The sequence below is a fragment of the Halalkalibacter lacteus genome, from assembly GCF_036663595.1.
Lineage (GTDB): Bacteria > Bacillota > Bacilli > Bacillales > Bacillaceae_D > Halalkalibacter > Halalkalibacter lacteus.
Window position 1 is genome coordinate 22,193 of sequence record NZ_JAWRVL010000010.1, and the last position, 20,007, is coordinate 42,199.

The 20,007-nt window shown below is 38.2% G+C and carries 18 protein-coding genes; 10 read left to right on the forward strand and 8 right to left on the reverse strand.

The annotated features are described in order from the left end of the window. The first annotated feature begins 144 nt into the window (after positions 1-144). The 6 genes from SAZ04_RS09170 (at position 145) to pfkA (ending at position 6,774) form a co-directional block, all read left to right on the forward strand. Positions 145-1,290 (forward strand): glycosyltransferase family 4 protein, encoded by a 1,146-nt coding sequence (locus SAZ04_RS09170; RefSeq protein WP_332694336.1) that lies wholly within the window; start codon positions 145-147, stop codon positions 1,288-1,290. After that, positions 1,291-1,551, forward strand: coding sequence for a hypothetical protein (locus SAZ04_RS09175; protein WP_332694338.1), 261 nt, complete (start codon positions 1,291-1,293; stop codon positions 1,549-1,551). It abuts the gene before it with no gap. A 526-nt stretch (positions 1,552-2,077) separates the two neighbouring features. Continuing rightward, on the forward strand, positions 2,078-2,335 hold the full coding sequence (locus SAZ04_RS09180) for an ATP-binding cassette domain-containing protein (RefSeq protein ID WP_431308985.1): 258 nt from the start codon (positions 2,078-2,080) through the stop codon (positions 2,333-2,335). Continuing rightward, positions 2,328-4,034: a DUF2207 domain-containing protein gene (locus SAZ04_RS09185; RefSeq protein ID WP_332694340.1), complete on the forward strand. Its 1,707-nt coding sequence runs from the start codon at positions 2,328-2,330 to the stop codon at positions 4,032-4,034. Before SAZ04_RS09180 ends, SAZ04_RS09185 begins: the two co-directional genes overlap by 8 nt. A gap of 348 nt (positions 4,035-4,382) precedes the next feature. Continuing rightward, positions 4,383-5,648: a hemolysin family protein gene (locus SAZ04_RS09190; protein WP_332694342.1), complete on the forward strand. Its 1,266-nt coding sequence runs from the start codon at positions 4,383-4,385 to the stop codon at positions 5,646-5,648. A 166-nt stretch (positions 5,649-5,814) separates the two neighbouring features. After that, a complete protein-coding gene (gene pfkA / locus SAZ04_RS09195; RefSeq protein ID WP_332694518.1) occupies positions 5,815-6,774 on the forward strand; it encodes a 6-phosphofructokinase in 960 nt (319 codons plus the stop codon). Between the two features lie 408 nt (positions 6,775-7,182). Here the strand turns inward: pfkA and SAZ04_RS09200 are convergent, their stop codons facing one another. The 7 genes from SAZ04_RS09200 to SAZ04_RS09230 all read right to left on the reverse strand — a co-directional run bounded on the left by SAZ04_RS09200 (position 7,183) and on the right by SAZ04_RS09230 (position 14,176). Continuing rightward, the gene (locus SAZ04_RS09200) at positions 7,183-7,608 is read right to left on the reverse strand and encodes a MaoC family dehydratase (RefSeq protein WP_332694344.1); all 426 of its coding nucleotides are present in this window, start codon (positions 7,606-7,608) and stop codon (positions 7,183-7,185) included. 9 nt (positions 7,609-7,617) lie between these two features. Then, on the reverse strand, positions 7,618-8,046 hold the full coding sequence (locus SAZ04_RS09205; RefSeq protein ID WP_332694346.1) for an FAS1-like dehydratase domain-containing protein: 429 nt from the start codon (positions 8,044-8,046) through the stop codon (positions 7,618-7,620). A gap of 11 nt (positions 8,047-8,057) precedes the next feature. Further along, a complete protein-coding gene (locus SAZ04_RS09210; RefSeq protein ID WP_332694348.1) occupies positions 8,058-9,203 on the reverse strand; it encodes a thiolase family protein in 1,146 nt (381 codons plus the stop codon). 7 nt (positions 9,204-9,210) lie between these two features. Next, positions 9,211-10,680, reverse strand: a complete 1,470-nt coding sequence (locus SAZ04_RS09215) for an AMP-binding protein (protein WP_332694350.1) — start codon at positions 10,678-10,680, stop codon at positions 9,211-9,213. A gap of 71 nt (positions 10,681-10,751) precedes the next feature. Continuing rightward, positions 10,752-11,318, reverse strand: a complete 567-nt coding sequence (locus SAZ04_RS09220; protein WP_332694352.1) for a biotin transporter BioY — start codon at positions 11,316-11,318, stop codon at positions 10,752-10,754. A 586-nt stretch (positions 11,319-11,904) separates the two neighbouring features. Further along, positions 11,905-13,002 (reverse strand): M20 family metallopeptidase, encoded by a 1,098-nt coding sequence (locus tag SAZ04_RS09225; protein ID WP_332694354.1) that lies wholly within the window; start codon positions 13,000-13,002, stop codon positions 11,905-11,907. Between the two features lie 130 nt (positions 13,003-13,132). After that, on the reverse strand, positions 13,133-14,176 hold the full coding sequence (locus SAZ04_RS09230; protein ID WP_332694356.1) for an ATP-grasp domain-containing protein: 1,044 nt from the start codon (positions 14,174-14,176) through the stop codon (positions 13,133-13,135). Positions 14,177-14,368: 192 nt separating this feature from the next. Here SAZ04_RS09230 and SAZ04_RS09235 point away from each other — a divergent pair, with 192 nt between their 5' ends. Next, complete coding sequence (locus SAZ04_RS09235; protein WP_332694358.1) at positions 14,369-14,929, forward strand: general stress protein; 561 nt, start codon at positions 14,369-14,371, stop codon at positions 14,927-14,929. 144 nt (positions 14,930-15,073) lie between these two features. Here the strand turns inward: SAZ04_RS09235 and SAZ04_RS09240 are convergent, their stop codons facing one another. Then, positions 15,074-16,756, reverse strand: a complete 1,683-nt coding sequence (locus SAZ04_RS09240) for a glutamine--tRNA ligase/YqeY domain fusion protein (RefSeq protein ID WP_332694360.1) — start codon at positions 16,754-16,756, stop codon at positions 15,074-15,076. Between the two features lie 342 nt (positions 16,757-17,098). Here SAZ04_RS09240 and SAZ04_RS09245 point away from each other — a divergent pair, with 342 nt between their 5' ends. The 3 genes from SAZ04_RS09245 to SAZ04_RS09255 are packed head-to-tail and all read left to right on the forward strand — an operon-like array spanning position 17,099 to position 19,810. Then, positions 17,099-18,925 (forward strand): MotA/TolQ/ExbB proton channel family protein, encoded by a 1,827-nt coding sequence (locus tag SAZ04_RS09245; protein ID WP_332694362.1) that lies wholly within the window; start codon positions 17,099-17,101, stop codon positions 18,923-18,925. Next, a complete protein-coding gene (locus tag SAZ04_RS09250; protein ID WP_332694364.1) occupies positions 18,918-19,610 on the forward strand; it encodes an OmpA family protein in 693 nt (230 codons plus the stop codon). The genes SAZ04_RS09245 and SAZ04_RS09250 overlap by 8 nt, the downstream gene beginning before the upstream one ends. Continuing rightward, positions 19,607-19,810, forward strand: a complete 204-nt coding sequence (locus SAZ04_RS09255) for a hypothetical protein (RefSeq protein ID WP_332694366.1) — start codon at positions 19,607-19,609, stop codon at positions 19,808-19,810. The genes SAZ04_RS09250 and SAZ04_RS09255 overlap by 4 nt, the downstream gene beginning before the upstream one ends. Positions 19,811-20,007: the final 197 nt, after the last annotated feature.

Genomic DNA, 20,007 nt, shown 5'->3' on the forward strand with positions numbered 1-20,007 from the left:
CCTTTAATTATTAAACGAACGTTAGTGTTTTGTTGAGTTTTCCTCAGGAAACTTAACGTTAACTCAATATGGTTTTCATATTTCTTTGTTACATTATAGAGAGTGGGTGTAAAGAGAAAAAATCAAGGTAGGGAGTGTATGTGAATGCGGATTGCCATTTTTTCTGATACTTATGTACCTGAGATCAATGGAGTTGCCAGAACCTTAAAACGTTACACAGATTACCTTGAAAAACAAGGGATTGAATATCGTTTATTCGTTCCTGAAAGCAGTACACCAGTACCAGCCGTGCCTCAAGTTCAACGGTTAACAAGTATTCCCTTTTTGTTGTATCCCGAATGTCGTTTAGCTCTTCCGAATCCTCTTCATATTAAACAAAGTTTGGACGAATTCAAGCCTACGTTAATCCACATTGCCACTCCGTTTAATCTCGGTTTATATGGAATTCACTATGGGAAAAAACACCATATCCCGATGATAGCCTCTTACCATACTCATTTTGATGATTACCTCGAATATTATCATTTATCTTTTTTTGAGAAATGGATCTGGAAGTATATGAATTGGTTCCACCGTTCTTTTGTAAAAGTTTATGTTCCTTCGCAAAGCACAAAAGAAAAATTACTATCCAAAAATATTCACGATGAGATTGAGCTGTGGGGGCGAGGGGTGAACCATCAAATCTACTCACCAACAAAGCGCTCAAGCGTGTTTTTCAAAGAGAAGTTTCAGATCCATGAAAAAAACATCCTACTATATGTTGGACGAATTGCTCCAGAAAAAGACATTCATATTGTCTTAGAAACATTTCATTCATTACCGGAGCACATTAAGAAAGAGACACACTTAGTGATCGTTGGCGATGGTCCACTGTTTCGCCTCTTATCAGATAAGCAGCATTCAAACATTACCTGGACTGGATTCATGGAAGGCGAGCAGTTAGCGCAAATCTATGCATCTAGTGATCTGTTTTTATTTCCATCGCCAACAGAAACGTTTGGCAACGTCGTCTTAGAAGCACTCTCATCAGGCTTACCGATTATTGGAGCAAATGCCGGTGGTGTCCAACATTTAGTCAACAACGGAGTAACTGGATTTTTGTGTGAACCAAAGAACATTGAGGAGTTTGTGCAACAAACATCATTATTATTAGAAAATCCTTCACTACGTTCAAAGTTTTCAATAGAAGCCCGTGAGTTTGCCCAAACATTGTCTTGGAATGAAATCTTTGCACAACTAATCGAAAGCTTTGGTGACGTATTAAAAAGAAAGAAGCGAATTTCTGCTTAATTGATCCTTCGAAACTTCAGACCTGATGTAATTATTAATACCTTAGCAACATGTGTTGTCACAAAACTGGGTGGAATAATTTTATCAGAAGTACTGACAGCAAATGTACCAATTGCTTTGCCACGAGCAACTCCAGAACAAGAAAAAGAAAATGCTCTTTTTTTTCAAAATCATGGGGCAGCAATATCGTCTGAAAAATGGGAACAGCTTGTTAAAGAAACGCGCCAACTTGTTCATGATGATGCGCGATACAACAGATGAAAGCTTCATTAGAAAAAATCTATGTTCCTCATGCGACTGAAACGATTGTAAATGATGTATTGCAAACCTGTAATTGGAAAAAAAGACACAACACAATTTATTCAAAAGTGTAAGAGGAGGAGTGTCTTGATTCCTTTGAAAGATTCATTTGATGCCAAGATTTCGAATACGTACTTATAAGGATCGCAATGATTCAATAACAAGAACAAGTAAACAAAAGAAGAAATTTCTAAAATATAATTTCCCAAAAAAGTAAATAAAAAAAGCCAATGGCAGCTAATAAAGTGCCTTTGGCTTTTTTTATTAAAAGATGGATAATGAAAGAGCCAATCATGTAAACATTCCTAGGTTTTTAACAGTTATATTTATCATGAAAAGTCACTTACTTTCATTCCATTGTTTTTCGGGTAACTTTATGATACCAATCATTTTCGAGGCTGTAAGTGATTCTGTTAGGAAATATGACATAAAAATATATTTGAGATACCTCTTTAAAGAATAGAACTAAGATGTTGAACAATTACAAATTCAAAAAAGTGACCGGATCAGGTTAGTTGGCCCTACTGGCAGTGGAAAGACGACATTGTTGAACGTATTGGATGGAAAGTTATCTTCAGAAAATGGGGCAGTTATTCGTCATGCCGAGTGTGAACTTTTGCCACAGCTAAAAAGAACAGATACAGTAAAAAGTGGCGGAGAAGTTACACAGGGGGGCATGTACTTGAAACCCTTTGATTGTTCTTACGTATATAAAAGTGGAAGGAGGGAGTTAATCAATGTATAAAAAAATCATTAGTGTCATGTTCATAGCTGTATTCTTTTTTATTCCAACACAAGTATTTGCTGTTGATTACCAAATTACAGATGTCGAAATTACTGCATTTCTACAAGCTGATGGGGATGTTTCTGTTCAAGAACGACATATTTATAAGTTTAGTGGTGAATTCGGGGGCATTATACGTGAGTTAATCCCGAAAGAAGGAACCGAGATTGTTCAATTTGAAGCATTTGAAGAAAATCAGCCTTTAAGAATGGAGTCAAACGAGACGGAACATCGTATTCATCGATCAGGAGAAGATGAAACGGTTACGATTGATTTAGTTTATGAAATAAAAAATGGCGTCGACGTTTATGCGGATGTCGCAGAGTTTTACTGGCCATTCTTTGACCGAAGCAACGAATCGACGTATGAAAATATGACGATTAACGTTTTTCCACCAGAACCTGCAACCGATGTAATCGCCTTTGGTTATGATGAGGCGTTTCAAAAAGAGGACATTTTACAAGAAGGACATGTCCAATATCAGTTAGGAAAAGTTCCAAATAAACGAAACGGTGACATTCGTGTCGCTTATGACGCCAAGCTTTTTGGGGCTGCTGCCGTTTCTTCCAATCAACCGATGCGAGCTGAAATAGAAGTGGCAAAACAACAGTTACTTGATGAAGAGATTGCGAGTGCAAGGAGAAAGGAGTTACTCGCATCGATCGGCGTCATTTTAGTTCCGCTCTTTGGTTTCCTCTTGCTTTTTCAACTTGTGCGGGCATGGCTTTTTGCCAAAGGAAAAAGAGCTGCACTAACGCGAGAATTAACCAATGATGGTGCCATACCTAAACAAACGCTCTCATTACCAACAACCATTTTTTACACGAATTATCACCAGCTCTTACCAGAAGCAATTGCAGCCGCACTATTAGACTTAGTGCGAAAAGGTCATGTTACTAAGCTTGAAAATGAACGATTTCAATTAGTGAACCGAAGCGGCTTACTTGATCACGAACATGTCTTAGTTGAATGGATATTCGATGAAATTGGGAGAAAAGCTGAATTTAGCTTTGACGATTTATCCAGCTATCTCAAAAATAAGAAGAACCACCAAAAATACCAACTTCAAAAATTAAAATGGCAGAATGCCGTGAAAGCCGAATTAAAAGAAGCAAGATTGTATGAAAACAAAGTCAAATATCGCTTAACCATTGGCTTAGCAAGTTTTATCTTAGTGCCGTTTATCATTTTATTTGCGATAAATGATTTAATCGGCTTGTCTTTATCATCAGCTGGACTATTTTTGGGACTGTTTATCTTCGCCATTTTTTACTACCCGAAAACATGGGAAGGTGTGAAAATCACCCTTGAGTGGCGCAGGTTTAAACAACAATTTCCTAATATGCTGCAATCAACTTGGCAGACATTACCTGAAGATGACAAAATGCGCGCTTTTATTTACGGCTTAGGAATAAATGAAGAAAGCCTTAAAGAGAAAAATAAATCGTTAGCTGATGCGTTTAAAACTCCGATGAGTGGGCATCAGTCAAGCACAGCATATGGCTTTGACCCGACATGGATCATCATTGCAGCAGCTGCCACGTCGAACTTTAATAGTGCAGAGAAGATGACGGGCGCTACTAGCAGTAGTTCAGGAGGTGCCGTTGGCGGAGGTGGATCCGGAGCAGGTGGCGGCGGAGGCGGTTCAGGTGCGTTTTAAGTGCCAGGAACTTTTCGAAATAGCGATAACGATTACGTCCCGTAACTATACTGTTTAAACGTCGTTTTGATACGGCGTTTTTTGTATTAAAAGACGGTTAACTTAAAAGCTTTCACAGCGGTTTCAAGGGAATGGTTTTAGTTTCTGATTTTCAATGTCTTGATTTGACGGTTTCAAAGAAAAATTGATCGATGAAAACGAACAGAAATATGGGATAGAAATTCGCAAAAACTATGGCATAAGATAAATGGTTTTTGCTTTCTTCTTATGAAAGCGAACTTTTTATCATTGAATATTCTTTTTAGGACAAATTAAAGGTATCACTTTTTTAAATAGGAGAGATTCATCTTGTCTCAAATACCTTTAAATTTAGTACTCATCCTTTTCATATTACTTATATTATCAGCGTTTTTCTCTTCGGCAGAAACAGCCTACTCAAGTGCCAATAAATTAAGGTTAAAAAGCTATGCAGATGAGAATAGACCAGGAGGTGTAAAAGCCTATTTTATCTCGCAAAACTTTGATCACGCGCTTTCCACTATATTAATTGGGAATAATTTAGTAAACATTGCAGCTGCTACGATATCAGCACAGGTTGCAACGGTATTATTTGGTGGGAATACGGGGCTTCTGATTAGTACGATTGTCATGACTATTCTCATTCTTATTTTTGGAGAAGTTCTTCCGAAGTCATTAGCGAAAGAGAACGCTGAGACATTGGCATTAAAAATTTCAGCTATATTACTTTTACTTATGAAACTTTTTACGCCGTTAACGTGGCTACTAGTTAAATTAAAACAAGTTATGACAAAGTTCGTCTCTAGATCAGAAGTAAGTCCTTCTGTAACAGAAGAAGAATTAAAAGAAATGTTCACGATAAGTCAAGCAGAGGGTGTAATTGAACTGAATGAAAAAGAACTTTTACACAACACTTTGGAATTTAATGATACTACAGTAGTGGAGGTTTTAACACCTCGTACAGATCTCATAGCGATTGATATTGATATGTCTATTGAAGAGATAACCACAATATTAGTAAGAGAAAGATTTTCTAGATTGCCCGTTTATGAAAAATCGATTGATAATATCATTGGGGTCTTATCAGAAAGAGATTTTCTTTCCCAGCTTGTTACAAAGAAAGAGGCGGATCTAAGAAAGTTAATTCGAAAACCTCTGTTTGTTGTTGAAACATTAGGCATTTCTACCCTTTTGCCAATGTTACAAAAAGATCGAGTACATATGGCAGTTGTTATTGACGAATTTGGTGGTACGTCTGGAATCGTTACTTTAGAAGATATATTAGAAGAATTGGTTGGTGAAATTTGGGATGAACATGATGAAGAAGTCAATGAGACCAATAGGCTTGGTCCAAATGAATTTGAATTCTATGGGGATTTCCCTTTAGATGATTTTGCAAGGATGGTGCAAGTGGAATTACCGGACAGTAGAAACCATACTCTTGGCGGCTGGTTAACAGAGGAGTTTCATTATGTACCGGTTGTAGATGAAGAGTTCATCTATGATGGAATTAAATTAATTGTTACTGAGGCAGAAGATAGAAGAATCATAAAAGTCAGGGTGGTATTAAGAGAGGAAGAATACTCATTCGAATAATGTAGTATAGGTTGAATCTTGAAAATTAAAGTAACAAGTATAGGGCAAGGTGTTGCTGGTATTGATTGCCCCTATTTTGTTTTAATAGTTAAATAAATGGTTTATATTATAATAACTACTGAATAATAGAGTTCAGTAAAATTACATGGTTAAAGGATTGAGTATGTTGAAAAAGATTGCTGTTCTAACTAGTGGAGGAGATTCTCCAGGAATGAATGCAGCTGTTCGAGCGGTTGTAAGAAAAGGTCTTTATCTTGGTTTGGAAGTGTTTGGGATTTACCGTGGATATACGGGACTGATTAATGGAGAAATTAAGAAGTTTGACTTAGGTTCTGTAGGTGATATTATTCACCGGGGAGGAACGATGTTACATAGCTCTAGAAGTGAAGAATTTAAAACAGAGGTAGGTCAATTAAAAGCAATTGATCAATTAAAGACTCACGGAATTGAGGGAGTCGTTGTTATTGGTGGTGATGGGTCTTATCGTGGTGCGCAAAAGTTAACTGAACATGGTATTGCAACGATTGGCATCCCAGGGACGATCGATAACGATATTCCTGGAACGGATTATACGATAGGTTTTGATACGGCTCTTAATACAATCGTAGATGCAATTGATAAAATTAGAGATACAGCCATGTCACATGAGAAAACTTCAGTGATAGAGGTGATGGGTCGTGACGCAGGTGACTTAGCCTTATGGAGTGGGTTAGCAGGGGGAGCTGAATCCATAATAATTCCAGAGGTTCCAATTGATATTGATGGAATTGTTGAAAGGATACAAAAAGGAACAGAACGCGGAAAAAAACACAGTATCATTATCGTAGCAGAAGGGGTCGCTAGCGCTGAAGAGGTAGTAGAACAAATACAAACCAAAATGAATCTTGAGCCACGCGTGACAACGTTAGGTCATCTTCAAAGAGGTGGAAAACCAACTGGATTTGACCGTGTACTAGCTAGTAGATTAGGGGCATATGCTGTTGAATTACTGAGTGGAAATCAAGCAGGTTTGGCTGTAGGAATTGAGCAAAACAAATTAGTGCATCATTCTTTTGATGAGGTTCTAGGGAAACCTCATCAAATAAATAGGAATATGTTTGAATTAGCAAGACAGCTTTCTATCTAATGAGTTGAAAAAAGGAAGTCGGATGAAGTAGCAATGGCTCTTCATGTTGCCCCCCTGTTATGAGAAACCTAAAATGTCCCCTGTAGATAGACACTTGAAAAAGACTGTTCTACAGGGGATTTTTGTGTACAGAGAATCGACACAGGTGCCTGGCACCTGCTTTCAAAGAGAAAGTGAAGGCAATGTTATTTGGTGTGTGTAAAGGTTCCAGGGTACAAAAAGACTCCTTATCATTAGGTTTGGAGTTCTGTCCTAATCCCAATTAAAAGGAGCCATCCCAAGACGACCATAAAATTTACAAGTAAAGAAATAAGCATAAATATAAAATTATGGATAATAACTACCGTACGTATTTGTTGTCCTTTTTTCACTTAGACTTGAACAATGCAATAAAATTACTAAAGAATATTAAGTGCTAGAGGGAGGTTTCAATAAAGAAGGGCTATCTTGTAAACGCCCTTCAACTAAAATCTTACCAGTAATAATGATTTGACTGTGTTGATTGATTCCTTTAAAAGTAATACGAGCATCAAAACATGTACGTTCAGCAATTTCCCCATAAATATGAAGAGAATCCCCAATTAAAAGTGGATAACGGAATGAACTTTCATATTCTTTTATGAAACAATCACTTGATAACCAAGGGGAAATAAGCTTTGTACTGATGCCCATTGTCATCATGCCATGAACGATTCGATCAGAGAAACCTGCTTGTTTAGCTGCTTTTTTATCAAAGTGGAGAGGATTGAAATCATTTGAAACTTCACCATATGTTGCAATATGCTCCTCTTTAATCTTTGAAATATAAATAGTTGGTAATACAAGTCGATCCATCTTTTCACCTTACTTTTTAACTATTAGTAATGTAGTACGTGCTGTTGCATGAATACAATCGTTATATGAAAGAAGTAACTCATGATTAGATCGTTGCATGATCTCACGGTTTATTTGTTTTTTCTTTACGTCTTTTAAATGAATGACACAATCATACGTGCGATTGGCTATCAAGGTATGCTCGTATGAAAAGGATTGCTTCCCGTGTACGACAGGTCCGACATCTTCTAACCAAGGAACGTTGATAAACGACCAAAAGATGATCGGCATAGTTGGTGGAGCAGGGATGTCTTGGTACCCAGCTTTCTTGGCTGAAGCGATGTCGACATAAATGGAAGTGTCGTCATCGATCGCTTTTGTGTAGGATGCAATCATTTCTCTTGTGATTGTAATTTTTACAACTTCTGAGGTTGCCCCTGTCCATGTTTCATCAATCATGTCCAATTCCTCTATTCTATTAATTCTACTAGAGTTGCTAAGCCTAATCCGCCACCAATTCCTAGTGTAGCGAGGCCGCGTTTGAGATGATGACGTTTCATTTCCGTGTATAGCCTCGTTATTAAAATAGCTCCTGAGGCGCCGTATGGATGACCGATTGCTAACGCTCCACCGTTTCGATTTACTTTCGCTAGTGGAATTTCGAGCTCATTTAAACTCGCTATGACTTGCGCGGAAAACGCTTCATTAAATTCAACAATATCAATGTTGTGAACGGATAGTTGTTGGCGTTTTAATAATTTCCTTACAGCAGGAACAGGCCCAATGCCTAGAAAATTCGGGTCAACTCCAGAACTTACTGCATCAACAAAACGCAAAATAGGTTGTAAGCCTAATTCCTTACATTTATCCAATGACATAATTAAAACAATAGATGCCCCGTCATTAAGTGGACAAGCATTACCGGCTGTCACCGTTCCATCTTCCTTAAAAACAGGAGGAAGGGCGCTCAGTCTCTCGATCGTTAAATTTTTGCGTGGACATTGATCGGTGATTTGACCTTTGACTGGGACAATTTCTTCGTTAAAAGAACCAGATTCGATGGCGGTAATAGCCTTTAATTGACTTTGATAAGCAAACTCATCCTGAGCTTCTCGCGAGATATTGTAGGCTTCAGCTACATTTTCTGCTGCTACCCCCATATCAGGGTCACCGATCTCATCTGGGGAAAAACGAGCCCTCATAAATAATTGCGGTCCTTGTGGGTCATGAATTGAAGAAGGTTTCGCAAACTTCCACGGGGCCAAGCTTGTGCTTTCAACCCCTCCGGCTAAATAAATGTCACCAGCTCCAGCCTGAACAAGCCTGGCTGCTACGTTTATAGCCTCTAGACCTGAGGCACACTGACGGTCAACCGTAACTCCCGGAACAGATAGAGGTAAACCCGCTGAGAGAGCACAAAGCCGTGCGATATTTCCTCCAGGGCCGACGGCATTTCCGAGGATGACTTCATCAATCGATTCTGGATCTAGCTGATATTCTTCCACAATCTGTTGAATAATAGGAGCAGCTAAGTATTCAGGGGGGACGCTTTTAAACATTCCACCTGACTTACCTACTGCCGTTCGTTTGGCTGTTATGATAACGGCTTCTTTCATAGTTTATTCACATCCTTGCTTGCTCAATTTTTCTTTCTACTAGCTTTATGACTTCTTTTCTAGCTATTTTATGGCTTGTTGTGTAGGGAAAGCTTTCAAGCTCAATGAATTGTTGTGGACATTTGTAGGAAGCTAGTTTTTGCTTGCAAAATTGTTTTAGTTGCTGGTTAGTCAGACGGTTTCCTTCTTGCCATTTAATAACGGCAACAAGTTTTTCACCCCAGTATGTATCCTCTAGCCCAATGACGGTTACTTCATCAATTTGAGATAGGGTGGATAATACCTTTTCAACTTCCTCTGGATAGATATTTAATCCGCCACTAATAATCATATTTTTCTCCCGGCCGACAAGAGTGATGTAGCCTTGATCATCTAGAAAAGCTAGATCGCCGACTGTTGCAAAGCTTCCATAAAACACTTCGTTTGTTGCTTTCTGCTCATTGTGATAGCCGCTGAATACGAGTTTGCTTTTAACAAATAGTTTTCCTATTTCTCCAATACTTGCTTTCGTGCCATCTAGTCTTCGAATGGACACTTCAACTCCCGGGACTGCCCGTCCGACCGACTCAGAGTTTTCGAGGTAACCTTTTTCATCTAAAACGCTGACCAAACTTAATTCGGATGCTCCGTAAAATTCAAATACTTCTGCATGAGGAATGAGTACTTTGGCTTTCTGTTTTAAACCAGTTTGCCATTTCGCGCCAGCAGAGATGACTTTTTTTAAGTTTGTAATGGGTGATCCAGTTTTCGAATAGACGTCATTCAGTGCTGAAAACATCGTAGGAACAAGGTATAAAATCGTAATTGGATAAGTTGTTAATGTTTGGTGTACAGCATCTGCACGAAATTTCTTTGTAATGAAGACAGTAGCTCCAATATGAAGCGCGTGAAGAGCTGCATATAAAAAATGTGAGTGCACGAGTGGACCAGGTGCAAAGATGACATCTTTATTTTCTATATTAAAAACGATATCACTTACTGAGAAGCTGTGAATCCATGAAGAATGGGTGCGTAAGTAACCTTTTGGTTTTCCCGTTGTACCTGATGTATAGCCAATATAAAAAAGGTGATCGTCTGAAATATCTTGGACAGGCAAATGTATCGCTTTTTGCTCTGTAAGATCATGAAGAGAGAGGCTAACAACTTCAGGAATGATAGGCTCACCAATGAAAAGATCAGGCGAGCAATCGGTAAGGATATAGTGGAGGTCGTCCTTACTCCATTTTGGATCTAAAGGAATGGCAATAGCACCTAGTTGACTGATAGCTAAAAAGAGCGATAAAAATTGGTGATCGTTTTCTAGTAAAAAGGCAACCTTTTTTTTCATTGGGGAACGAAGAACCGTGACAATTTGTTGTTTCATGAAATGGATAGTTGTATGTAATTCTTTGTAAGTTATTTGTTCTCCATCACAGGAAATCGCAATTTTGTCGGGGTATCTAGTGGCTGTTTGTTTGATCGTTTCGCCTATGATCATGTTCTTGACTCCATTTCTTTTCATTCTAGTAAATCAAAAAGAATAAAAGGATAGCCCTTTTATTCTTTTTGTTAAGCTGCTTTTTGTAACTTGGTTGGTTTCTTAATGAGCGGATAAGCTTTCTTAATTTGCATCGCAGTAATCCCGGCTATTACAGCTTTCCCCACATCACCTGGAACATAGATGAGTGCTTGAAGTGCAGCTGTTGTCCAAGGAATTTCTGTAACGAAGGAAAGATAGCTGATTCCACATGCATACACAAGGAGAACTCCTCCAATGATATTAAATAGAATAAAACGGGCAATGTTCATCTTATGCCAATATTTTTCAACTAAATATCCGATTACAAATGCAGCAATTGGCCAACTTAGAATATACCCTCCACTTGGGCCAAGTAATACGCCAAAGCCACCTCGTCCGCCGGCTAGAAGCGGAATTCCAACTGCAACGAGAGCGACAAAGATCCCGAGACTAAGTCCGCCTCTTCGTGCCCCTAAAATTGCACCGGCAAGCATTACCCCTAAGGTTTGAGCCGTAATAGGAACAGGGGAGATAGGAAGAGTAAGCGGTGGCAAAATCCCTAGCGCACCGACGACAGCAGCAAACAGTGAAGCATAAATCATGTTACGTAGTTTCATATTAAATCCCTCATTTTTATAAATTTCGAAGACAATCTTTCCTCGTAGTATAAAAGGAGCGATTGAATTATGTCAACATGAAAATCGTTTAAGTTGACAATAGGAGGGGAATTATCTTTAAATCACAAAAAGGTTGCTTACTCCAATAAAGGGATATCAATAGATTTATGGTAGTCGTTACCTTGGTGACTCTCTTGAAGTAAAGTGAATTAAATCAGAAGAGGGTGTCTTAAAACGTCTTAAAACACCCTCTTTTGATTCTTATTTATCCATCATATAGTAGTGCTTTGTAAATTGTTTACTTGGTGCCGCTCCTACTGTTCCATAATGTTCTTCATACATCTCTTTTACTTATTGAACAGTCATATCTTCATGCATTGTTAACTTTTGTCCGAAATTAAATGTACCATAAGCGTTTCCCTTTTTGTATTCTTCTTCCATCGCCAATACATTACAAGTTCCAAATATAAACATTGATGCTGTTAGTGGAGTTTTTCTTATTCTTAAAAGTTGTTATTACAATCTTTCTCTCGCAACTAATAAAGCCCATCATTAAACGTTGATGGGCTTCTTCTTTATGGCTCTTCTATTTTGACTGATATCTTATTTGTTTGCTATCAAAAGAGTTTACAAATTCTTTAAGCACTTCTTGGTATTCTCTCACAGAGTCTACATAAACCATTTCATTCTCACCATGCCAGTCAAAGCCAACTGGTCCAAATTCAACGGCAGAACCTCCATACTTTGTAAAAAACTGACCATCGTTTGATCCGTGCTGGCCATAAATATTTACTTGTTCGAGTTGAGTTTGACTTTTTATAGACTCCACCAGTACTTCCACATATGGGTTATCTTCTTTCGTCTTAACTGGACCGTTGCAAATATGAATGTTTACTTTATCTTCCGTAATGCCTTGAATCTGTTTGAAGATCTCATCAGGTGATTGGTCTGGTAAATATCTGATATCAAGAGACATCTCACATTTCTCGGGCACCTTATTGTATACGGTTCCGCCTTTTAGCTTAGCGAGATTTATAGATGGTTTGTCATACATCGGCGGGGCGGTCTCTTGTGCAAAAGGAAGCAGAATAATGTCTTCATAGAGATTATAAGCTTTCTTGATTGCATTATGGCCTTCCCAGGGCCGACTTCCATGAGCAGGTTTGCCATCGATTTCAAAGTCTAGCTGTAGGACTCCTTTAGATTGGATGGCAATACCAAAGTGTGTCGGTTCACCACAAATAATAAAATCACCGACGTACCCTTTTTCCGTCAAATATTTTGTACCAAAGACCCCGCCTGTTTCCTCATCAGGCACGATCTGAAGCATTACTCGCGTTGCTATGTTGCTGTCTTTTAACTGTGCTATCGTCTCCATCATAGCCGCTACTCCTGCTTTCATATCCACCGAACCGCGACCATACATTTTTCCATCAACTACATAAGGTTGAAACTGTGTATCCTCAGCTTCGATAACATCGACATGACCATTCAAGACGATTGTGTTATCACCTTGGCCAATTTCACACACTAACATGTGAAATCCATTATTTTTAATTTTTTCCACTTGGAGTCCTTGGTCTTTTAACCACTTTTCACAATATGCAACAGCCTCGTTCGCTCCTGCTTTCGTAGAGCTGTCTATTTTAATTAGTTCTTCTAATAAGGGAATTGGATCCCCCATTTTATCCCTCCTACATGTATAACAGTAATTTTATCGTCAAGCTTTTTTACCCTCAATTTATCCACTAACTTATACAAAGAGATCGCTTAGAAAACCAGTCAGATGATAGTCGTTTTACTTAGTTTTTCAATTAAAGGGCATACTTTTCTTTTTGTTTATCTATCCGAACAACAATGTCATGGCGGGCTAATTCAAGATCTGAATCTTGAGTCAACCAATCTTCCTTTACCTCATTGCCGTCCGTTAGCGCAATGATCGCAGCAGGAATATCCGCCCCTGCTCTGTGGGAAAATGCATAGCCTCCACCAAAGCGAGGATTTATATCAATGACATAATAATCGGTTCCATCGTAATACACATCTGTGTTCATGTAACCCGCATGACCTAGGTTTTCTCCCATTCTCCGTGCAATTTCTAGCAATTCAGGGTGGTTCTCTGTAATACACCTATCGACATCTCCGCCTCTCATATCCAATTGCTTCCGAATAAGGGCAGTGAGAAAACGACCATCTAAATCGTTGAACATATCAACACTAAATTTTTCTCCTTCAATTACATCTTGGATAATGACATTGTCCTCTGGTTCTTTGTAAGTGGCATCATCTAAAGGAGATTCCTTGATTTCACGCACGGCAAGCTCGTAAGCGAATTTTAAATCTTCGACATTGTAGGCAATTTCAACACCTATCGACGCAGATCCGTTACGAGGCTTTACGATTAACGGAAATGATACTTCATTATTTTCTAATGCATTCACAGCATCATCTATGTTGAGGTAAGAGAGCGGAGCTTTTACCTCGAACGAGTTCAGTAGTTCTCGGTATTTTCCTTTGTCCCGAACCTTATCGACAATGTTTGGCTCCGGTGTAAAAACGGATACTCCTATTTTTTCAAGTTCCTCTTTGTGAGCAGATAGTTCGGGCACTTCCCAATCATTTAACGGAACAAGACATTTCACTTTATGTTTCTTACAAATTTCAACTATTGCTTCCATGTACCGCGAGTCTGTTTGATGTGGAATCACATAGTTTTCATCTCCTGCTTGAAGCGATGGTGCGTTATGCTCTGGATCGGCAACAATCACTTTTCCATTTATACCAGCGTTTTTTAAAGCATCGTGAAAAAAACCTACGAAGTCTATACGTCTAGCACCTGATGTTAGTAAAATATTCAAAGTTAATCCTCTCCTCGCTCTATTAATTTGTCTCCTAAACAAGACACTTCTCTTTATACCCATCATCAAAAACCTTAATCTAGATTTTTTTAAAATAATTAATTCATGTGTCGTACTAAAAAATATTATGTTTACCTTCATGATTTACTGGGAAATCGTTTAGTGAACAAAATGTTAAGGAGGCAAAAAATTATGAATAAAACAATTATCGGTGGAGTATTCAGAAACCAGGAAGAAGCAATTCGTGCAATTGAAGGTCTTCATACTATCGGCTATACAAAGGAAGACATCTCGGTTTTCGCAAAAGATAGTGATGATGTAGAAAGTATTCAGAATGAAACAAGAAGTGAAGTTACAGAAAAAAATAGTGGACGAGCTAAAAATGCTGGAAAAGGTTTCGGTATCGGTGCTGGATCGGGCGGCGTTCTTGGTGGTATTGCAGGAATCATTGCTTCGGTCGGGTTATTAGCTGTTCCTGGAGTTGGTGTTCTTGCAGCGGCTGGACCGCTAGCAACTGCATTGACCGGTGCAGCTATTGGTGCAGGAGGTGGTGGACTCGTTGGAGCTCTGACAGGTGCAGGAATTCCAGAAGGACACGCAAAAGAGTATGAAGACCATCTAAACAAAGGTCATATTGTTGTCCTAGTGGAAGCTGATGAAGAACGTGAAGATAAATTATATGGTCATTTCTATACTAACAATTCATTAAATACTCATACGTATCCTGAACGTGTACGAGTAAATAATAGGTAATATTAACCCCGGTAGAGTAATTTCTACCGGGAATTTACTTTCTGATAAAAGACATTTTTCAAGCAGCCGATGCTTGAATAATGTCTTTTCTTATATACAAACCAGTAAAGACCTGTCGATAAACAGGTCTTCTTGAATCGTATATTAAAGCTTAAACGAACTTTTCAATGGAACAATTAAATTAAACACAAGGTTGTCTTTTGTCGTATGCTTTTGATCGACATTGAAGTAACCGTGTCTAAAGAATTGAAACTTCTCTTGCGGGGTAACCTTTTTCATGTTTGGCTCTACAAAGCCTTTTAATACTTGAAGGGAGTTAGGGTTTACATGATCCAGGAACGTTTTTTCTACTTCCGTTTCATTTTCCGTTGATTCATCTATCACTTCTTCTGTTTCTTCATTTAAAATGAGCGGCTCATATAAACGGAACTCAGCTGGCACCGCTTGTGTTGCCTCCACAAAGTGCAATGTTCCTTTTACTTTACGACCAGTAAAGCCTGTTCCACTTTTTGTTTCTGGATCGTACGTACAATGGATTTCAACCACGTTTCCGTCTTCGTCTTTTATTACGTCCTCACACTTAATGAAGTAAGCATGTTTTAGACGAACTTCGTTACCAGGGAATAGACGGAAGTATTTCTTCGGAGGGTTTTCCATGAAATCCTCTTGTTCAATGTAAATTTCTCTTGAAAATGGAATTTGTCTTGTACCCATTTCAGGGTTTTCAGGGTTGATTTCTGCGTCAAGCATTTCGACTTGTCCTTCTGGATAGTTGGTAATCACTACTTTTAACGGACGAAGGATTCCCATAGTACGAGGAGCTTTCATTTTTAAATCTTCTCGTACAAAGTAGTCCAACATTTGCGAATCGACAACGCCTGACCCTTTAGATACTCCTGTTTCCCGTACAAATGCAAGAATGGCCTCTGGTGTATAACCTCTTCTTCGTAAACCTGAAATTGTTGGCATACGTGGGTCATCCCAACCATCGACAATCTCTTCATCAACTAGTTGTTTTAACTTACGTTTACTCATGACTGCATTCGTAATGTTTAAACGGCCAAACTCGATTTGTTGTGGCGTACTCGTCATTTCACATTCTTCTATAATCCAGTTGTAAAGTGGACGTTGGTCTTCAAACTCTGTTGTACAAATCGAATGTGTAACATCCTCGATCGCATCCTCTAACGGATGAGCAAAGGCGTACATTGGATAAATACACCATTGATCTCCCGTATTATGATGTGTTGCGTGAGAAATACGGTAAATAACCGGATCACGTAAATTAATGTTAGGAGATTTCATGTCGATTTTGGCACGTAATACTTTTTCGCCGTTACCAAACTCTCCTTTACGCATACGCTCGAATAAATCTAAGTTTTCCTCAATCGAACGATTGCGATAAGGGCTATCTTTTCCTGGTTCCGTTAATGTACCACGGTATGCACGAATTTCATCTGGTGAAAGGTCATCCACATATGCTTTCCCTTTCTTAATAAGAAGGACAGCTCTTTCATACATTTCTTGAAAATAATCGGACGCGAAAAATAGACCATCCCAGTTATAGCCTAGCCACTCTACATCCTCTTTAATGGCATGAACATACTCTGAGTCTTCCTTCAACGGATTAGTGTCATCAAAGCGCAGGTTCGTTTTCCCATTAAATTCATCTGCTAAATCAAAGTTAATGACGATGGATTTCGCATGTCCAATATGTAGGTATCCATTTGGTTCTGGTGGGAACCGAGTAATAATATGGTCTCGCTTGCCGGACTCTAAATCTTCTTTTATGATATTTCGAATAAAGTTCGAAGAGTTATGTTCCAAGTTTATTCAACCTCTTTCATCATGTATTGTGCATTGTTATATTTCCCATAATGCACCATGTAATAGACAATATTGTATCACAAGTGAGTGTGTGAGCAAATGCTCGTTTGTATACAACGCTCGATTCTCAAACCCCATCTATAATCCATTTATCATTTATGATCAATAGTTTCTTGGACAAATGACATGTGCATAGAATCCTCCCTCTGCTCTATGCATGATTTGTCCAACTTGCGAATAGCTATAAACAAAGATGGAAGAGACCATTACGAATGTAGGATCATACGAAAATTCGGTTTCATTTGAACTATTTAAATGTTAGAGCAAATAGGGGGAATTTGAATGGTTGAAGCTATATTGAAATTATTTATAAGTGAACAGCAAGCTCAAGCTATATTATCTAATCCAGTGATTGAATTTATCTTCATTGTGTTATTCTTAGCATTTGCCGTAACAATTTTCATTCATTTTAGTTTGTATAGCAAGTTACGAAGAATTCGGAATTATGTTAGGGATACAAATTCATTGGATATTGCCCCGTTAAATCGGTATAAAGGAGAGTTTGAACATAAGAGTCAAGAAGAATCAGTGAAAGTAGAAACTTTTGTTCAGCAAAAGTTTTCTAGCTGGCGTGCATTTAACGTGCCGGTAGTAAGTCTCATTAAAATGATTCAAATGACTGTTTCCGTTTTTATATTAATTGGAGTACTCGGGACATTCATTGGGCTTGCTATGTCGCTCGGAAGTATTGATGCAACAGGGGATCAGTTAGTCGATAATGTGGCATTGGTACTTGCTGGCATTGATGTGGCGTTTTATACGAGTATTGCCGGTATGGGATTATCGCTAATGATGACTGTCGTTACTCGTGTAGCGAATACGGAATATATGTTAACAGATATTATGTTGAAAACCGAGTCGTATTTAGAAGAAAATGAACAAGATGGATTGTCCCGTCTTATTGATGTATCAGAAACGATTCATTCCTCCATTGTCGAGCTCAGGGAAACGAATCAAGAATCGTTACAAAGCATTGTTGACTCTTTTCAAGGCTTTCAAGAATATACTGTTGGTTTGCAACAATCTGCAAAAGATCTAGCGAAGTTTAATGAGGGCCTAACAGAAAATCTAAAGGATTTCACGGTCATTTTTGAAAGTGTGAAAGAAGTAACCAATGGATTTGATAAAGGCGTTTCAAAACTAAATAAGAATTTTGATCAATTGTTTTCTTATTTTTACAAAATGGATCAAAGAAATGAACGGATGACGAGTGCGTTTACTGAAACGTATCAAAAGATAGCAGAACTTACAAACTCTCAGACGGAAACGATGAATCATTTCCAACAATCAGTTGTGGATTTGAAAGACTATTTTTCCTCCATTGCGGGGAGACAGGAATCGATTCATGCAGCATTTGAGAGAATGAATGTTCAGAGTGATCAGCTTGTAAAAACGATGAAGGAAAACATTCATCAGTTTGAACGTATATTTGGAGACGATGTCAGCTCAAAACTTTCAGGAATTACTACGTATTTAAGTGAGTTAAGAAATGATTTTTATAAACTTGGCAACTCTATCGAACGTCTGCCTGATGAATTAGAAACGATTAACCGAGCACAAAGCGAATACAAAACTCTTTTGTCGAACCGATTTGACGAATTGAAACAATTTAATTATGAGTTTCATAATCATTTGAAAACTCATTCAGTCAATACCGGAGCTTATGAAAAGTATTTGAACGATGCATCCCGTTACTATGAACAATTAGGAACGAATAACCAGCAATTACTGGGTGAAGTCAATCGAACGATTTCGCAAATGTCAGATTCATTTACTCATAGAGAAAATCAGCTAGAGTCAAGCGTAGTTGTACTAAAAGATACGCTCTCAAAATATGTCGCTAATTTAGAAGGAACCCTTGGCGAAAAATTGGAAAAGGTAAGTAGGAATATTGGTGATTATGTAGTCGATATCAATGACGCAATGAAGAAAGAATTTAAGCAAATAGGGGAAATAACGGAAGATAACCAACAAAGAAGTGCTCGTTACATGCAGCAAACTCTCAAGGAATTGAGTCAAGAATTTCAACAGTTAAATCGTCAGCTTCAGTCCTTCTCACAAGATGCAATGAAGCAAAGCTATCGAGTAAGGGTTGGATCCGATGATTAATAAATATAAGAGACTATTTCATCGTGAAGAAGAGGAGAGTCATTTTTGGCCGTCATTCACGGATTTATTAACATCAATCTTGCTTTGTTTTATCCTCATCTTTATTATCATGATGGTGATCAAATCGTTTCAAATAGAAGAGATGAAACGAACCATTGATCAAATTATGGGGGTGAGAGTCAATATCATCCAAGATCTAAATGAAGAATTTAGTGATTCAGCTCTAAGCGTTGAGATCGATGAGAAAACGGGTGCGTTAATTTTTAATACGGATATTTTATTTGAGTTTGATGCAGCTGTGTTAAAGCCAGAGGCGTTTGTGTTTTTGGATGAGTTTGTCCCCGCTTATTTAGATGTGTTACTCGAAAATGGGTATGAAGAGTATATTTCAGAAATCATCATCGAAGGTCATGCTGATCAACATGGTAGCTATTTGTACAATCTAGAACTATCGCAGCAAAGAGCTTTTAGTGTTGCAGAGTATATCCTTAGCGAAGATTTTCCTTACAAAAGCATCCAAGAACATTTACAAGCTAAATTAACGGTAAACGGAAAGTCTTTTACCGAAGGGCGCACCGATAAAGAAGGAAACTATAGCAATCAAGATTCTCGACGGGTAGAATTTAAATTTCGCTTAAAAGATGAAGAGATTTTAGAGAAAACACGCGAGTTGCTCGGGAAGTGACAGTAGGAATCCTAATTATTTCTACCGATAGTTCCGAAAATGCTAAGGAACGAGATGGTCTACTTCGATCAGGAAGGCACAAAGCACCTGAACAAACAGAGTACGAAGTCGATGGTTTTTCAATCGAGATAACTTATGGGATTCGAAAGAAAGCCAGCAAAACTAAAAGAGTTCTAGGATATGTCTTAAATAAAGACTAAGAACCAGAGAAATCTTAATTTCTCTGGTTCTTTTTTTGTTTATGGAATATTACTAGCACGTTAGATAGAAACAAATTAATAGTTAATATTAAAATGCGAATTCTACACTAAAGTACTGGTTTCTGTCCCCAGTACTTTAGTGTAACGGATAGGATTATTGGGAAAAGCAAGCATGACTGAAATGCTAGAGACCCTTT

Coding starts and splice junctions, on each gene's coding strand:
- SAZ04_RS09220 (WP_332694352.1), bottom strand. CDS start 11,318: ATGAAACTACGTAACATGATTTATGCTTCACTGTTTGCTGCTGTCGTC.
- SAZ04_RS09200 (WP_332694344.1), bottom strand. CDS start 7,608: ATGGATCGACTTGTATTACCAACTATTTATATTTCAAAGATTAAAGAG.
- SAZ04_RS09210 (WP_332694348.1), bottom strand. CDS start 9,203: ATGAAAGAAGCCGTTATCATAACAGCCAAACGAACGGCAGTAGGTAAG.
- SAZ04_RS09245 (WP_332694362.1), top strand. CDS start 17,099: ATGGTTGAAGCTATATTGAAATTATTTATAAGTGAACAGCAAGCTCAA.
- SAZ04_RS09170 (WP_332694336.1), top strand. CDS start 145: ATGCGGATTGCCATTTTTTCTGATACTTATGTACCTGAGATCAATGGA.
- SAZ04_RS09250 (WP_332694364.1), top strand. CDS start 18,918: ATGATTAATAAATATAAGAGACTATTTCATCGTGAAGAAGAGGAGAGT.
- SAZ04_RS09225 (WP_332694354.1), bottom strand. CDS start 13,002: ATGGGGGATCCAATTCCCTTATTAGAAGAACTAATTAAAATAGACAGC.
- SAZ04_RS09215 (WP_332694350.1), bottom strand. CDS start 10,680: ATGATCATAGGCGAAACGATCAAACAAACAGCCACTAGATACCCCGAC.
- SAZ04_RS09185 (WP_332694340.1), top strand. CDS start 2,328: ATGTATAAAAAAATCATTAGTGTCATGTTCATAGCTGTATTCTTTTTT.
- SAZ04_RS09235 (WP_332694358.1), top strand. CDS start 14,369: ATGAATAAAACAATTATCGGTGGAGTATTCAGAAACCAGGAAGAAGCA.
- SAZ04_RS09205 (WP_332694346.1), bottom strand. CDS start 8,046: ATGATTGATGAAACATGGACAGGGGCAACCTCAGAAGTTGTAAAAATT.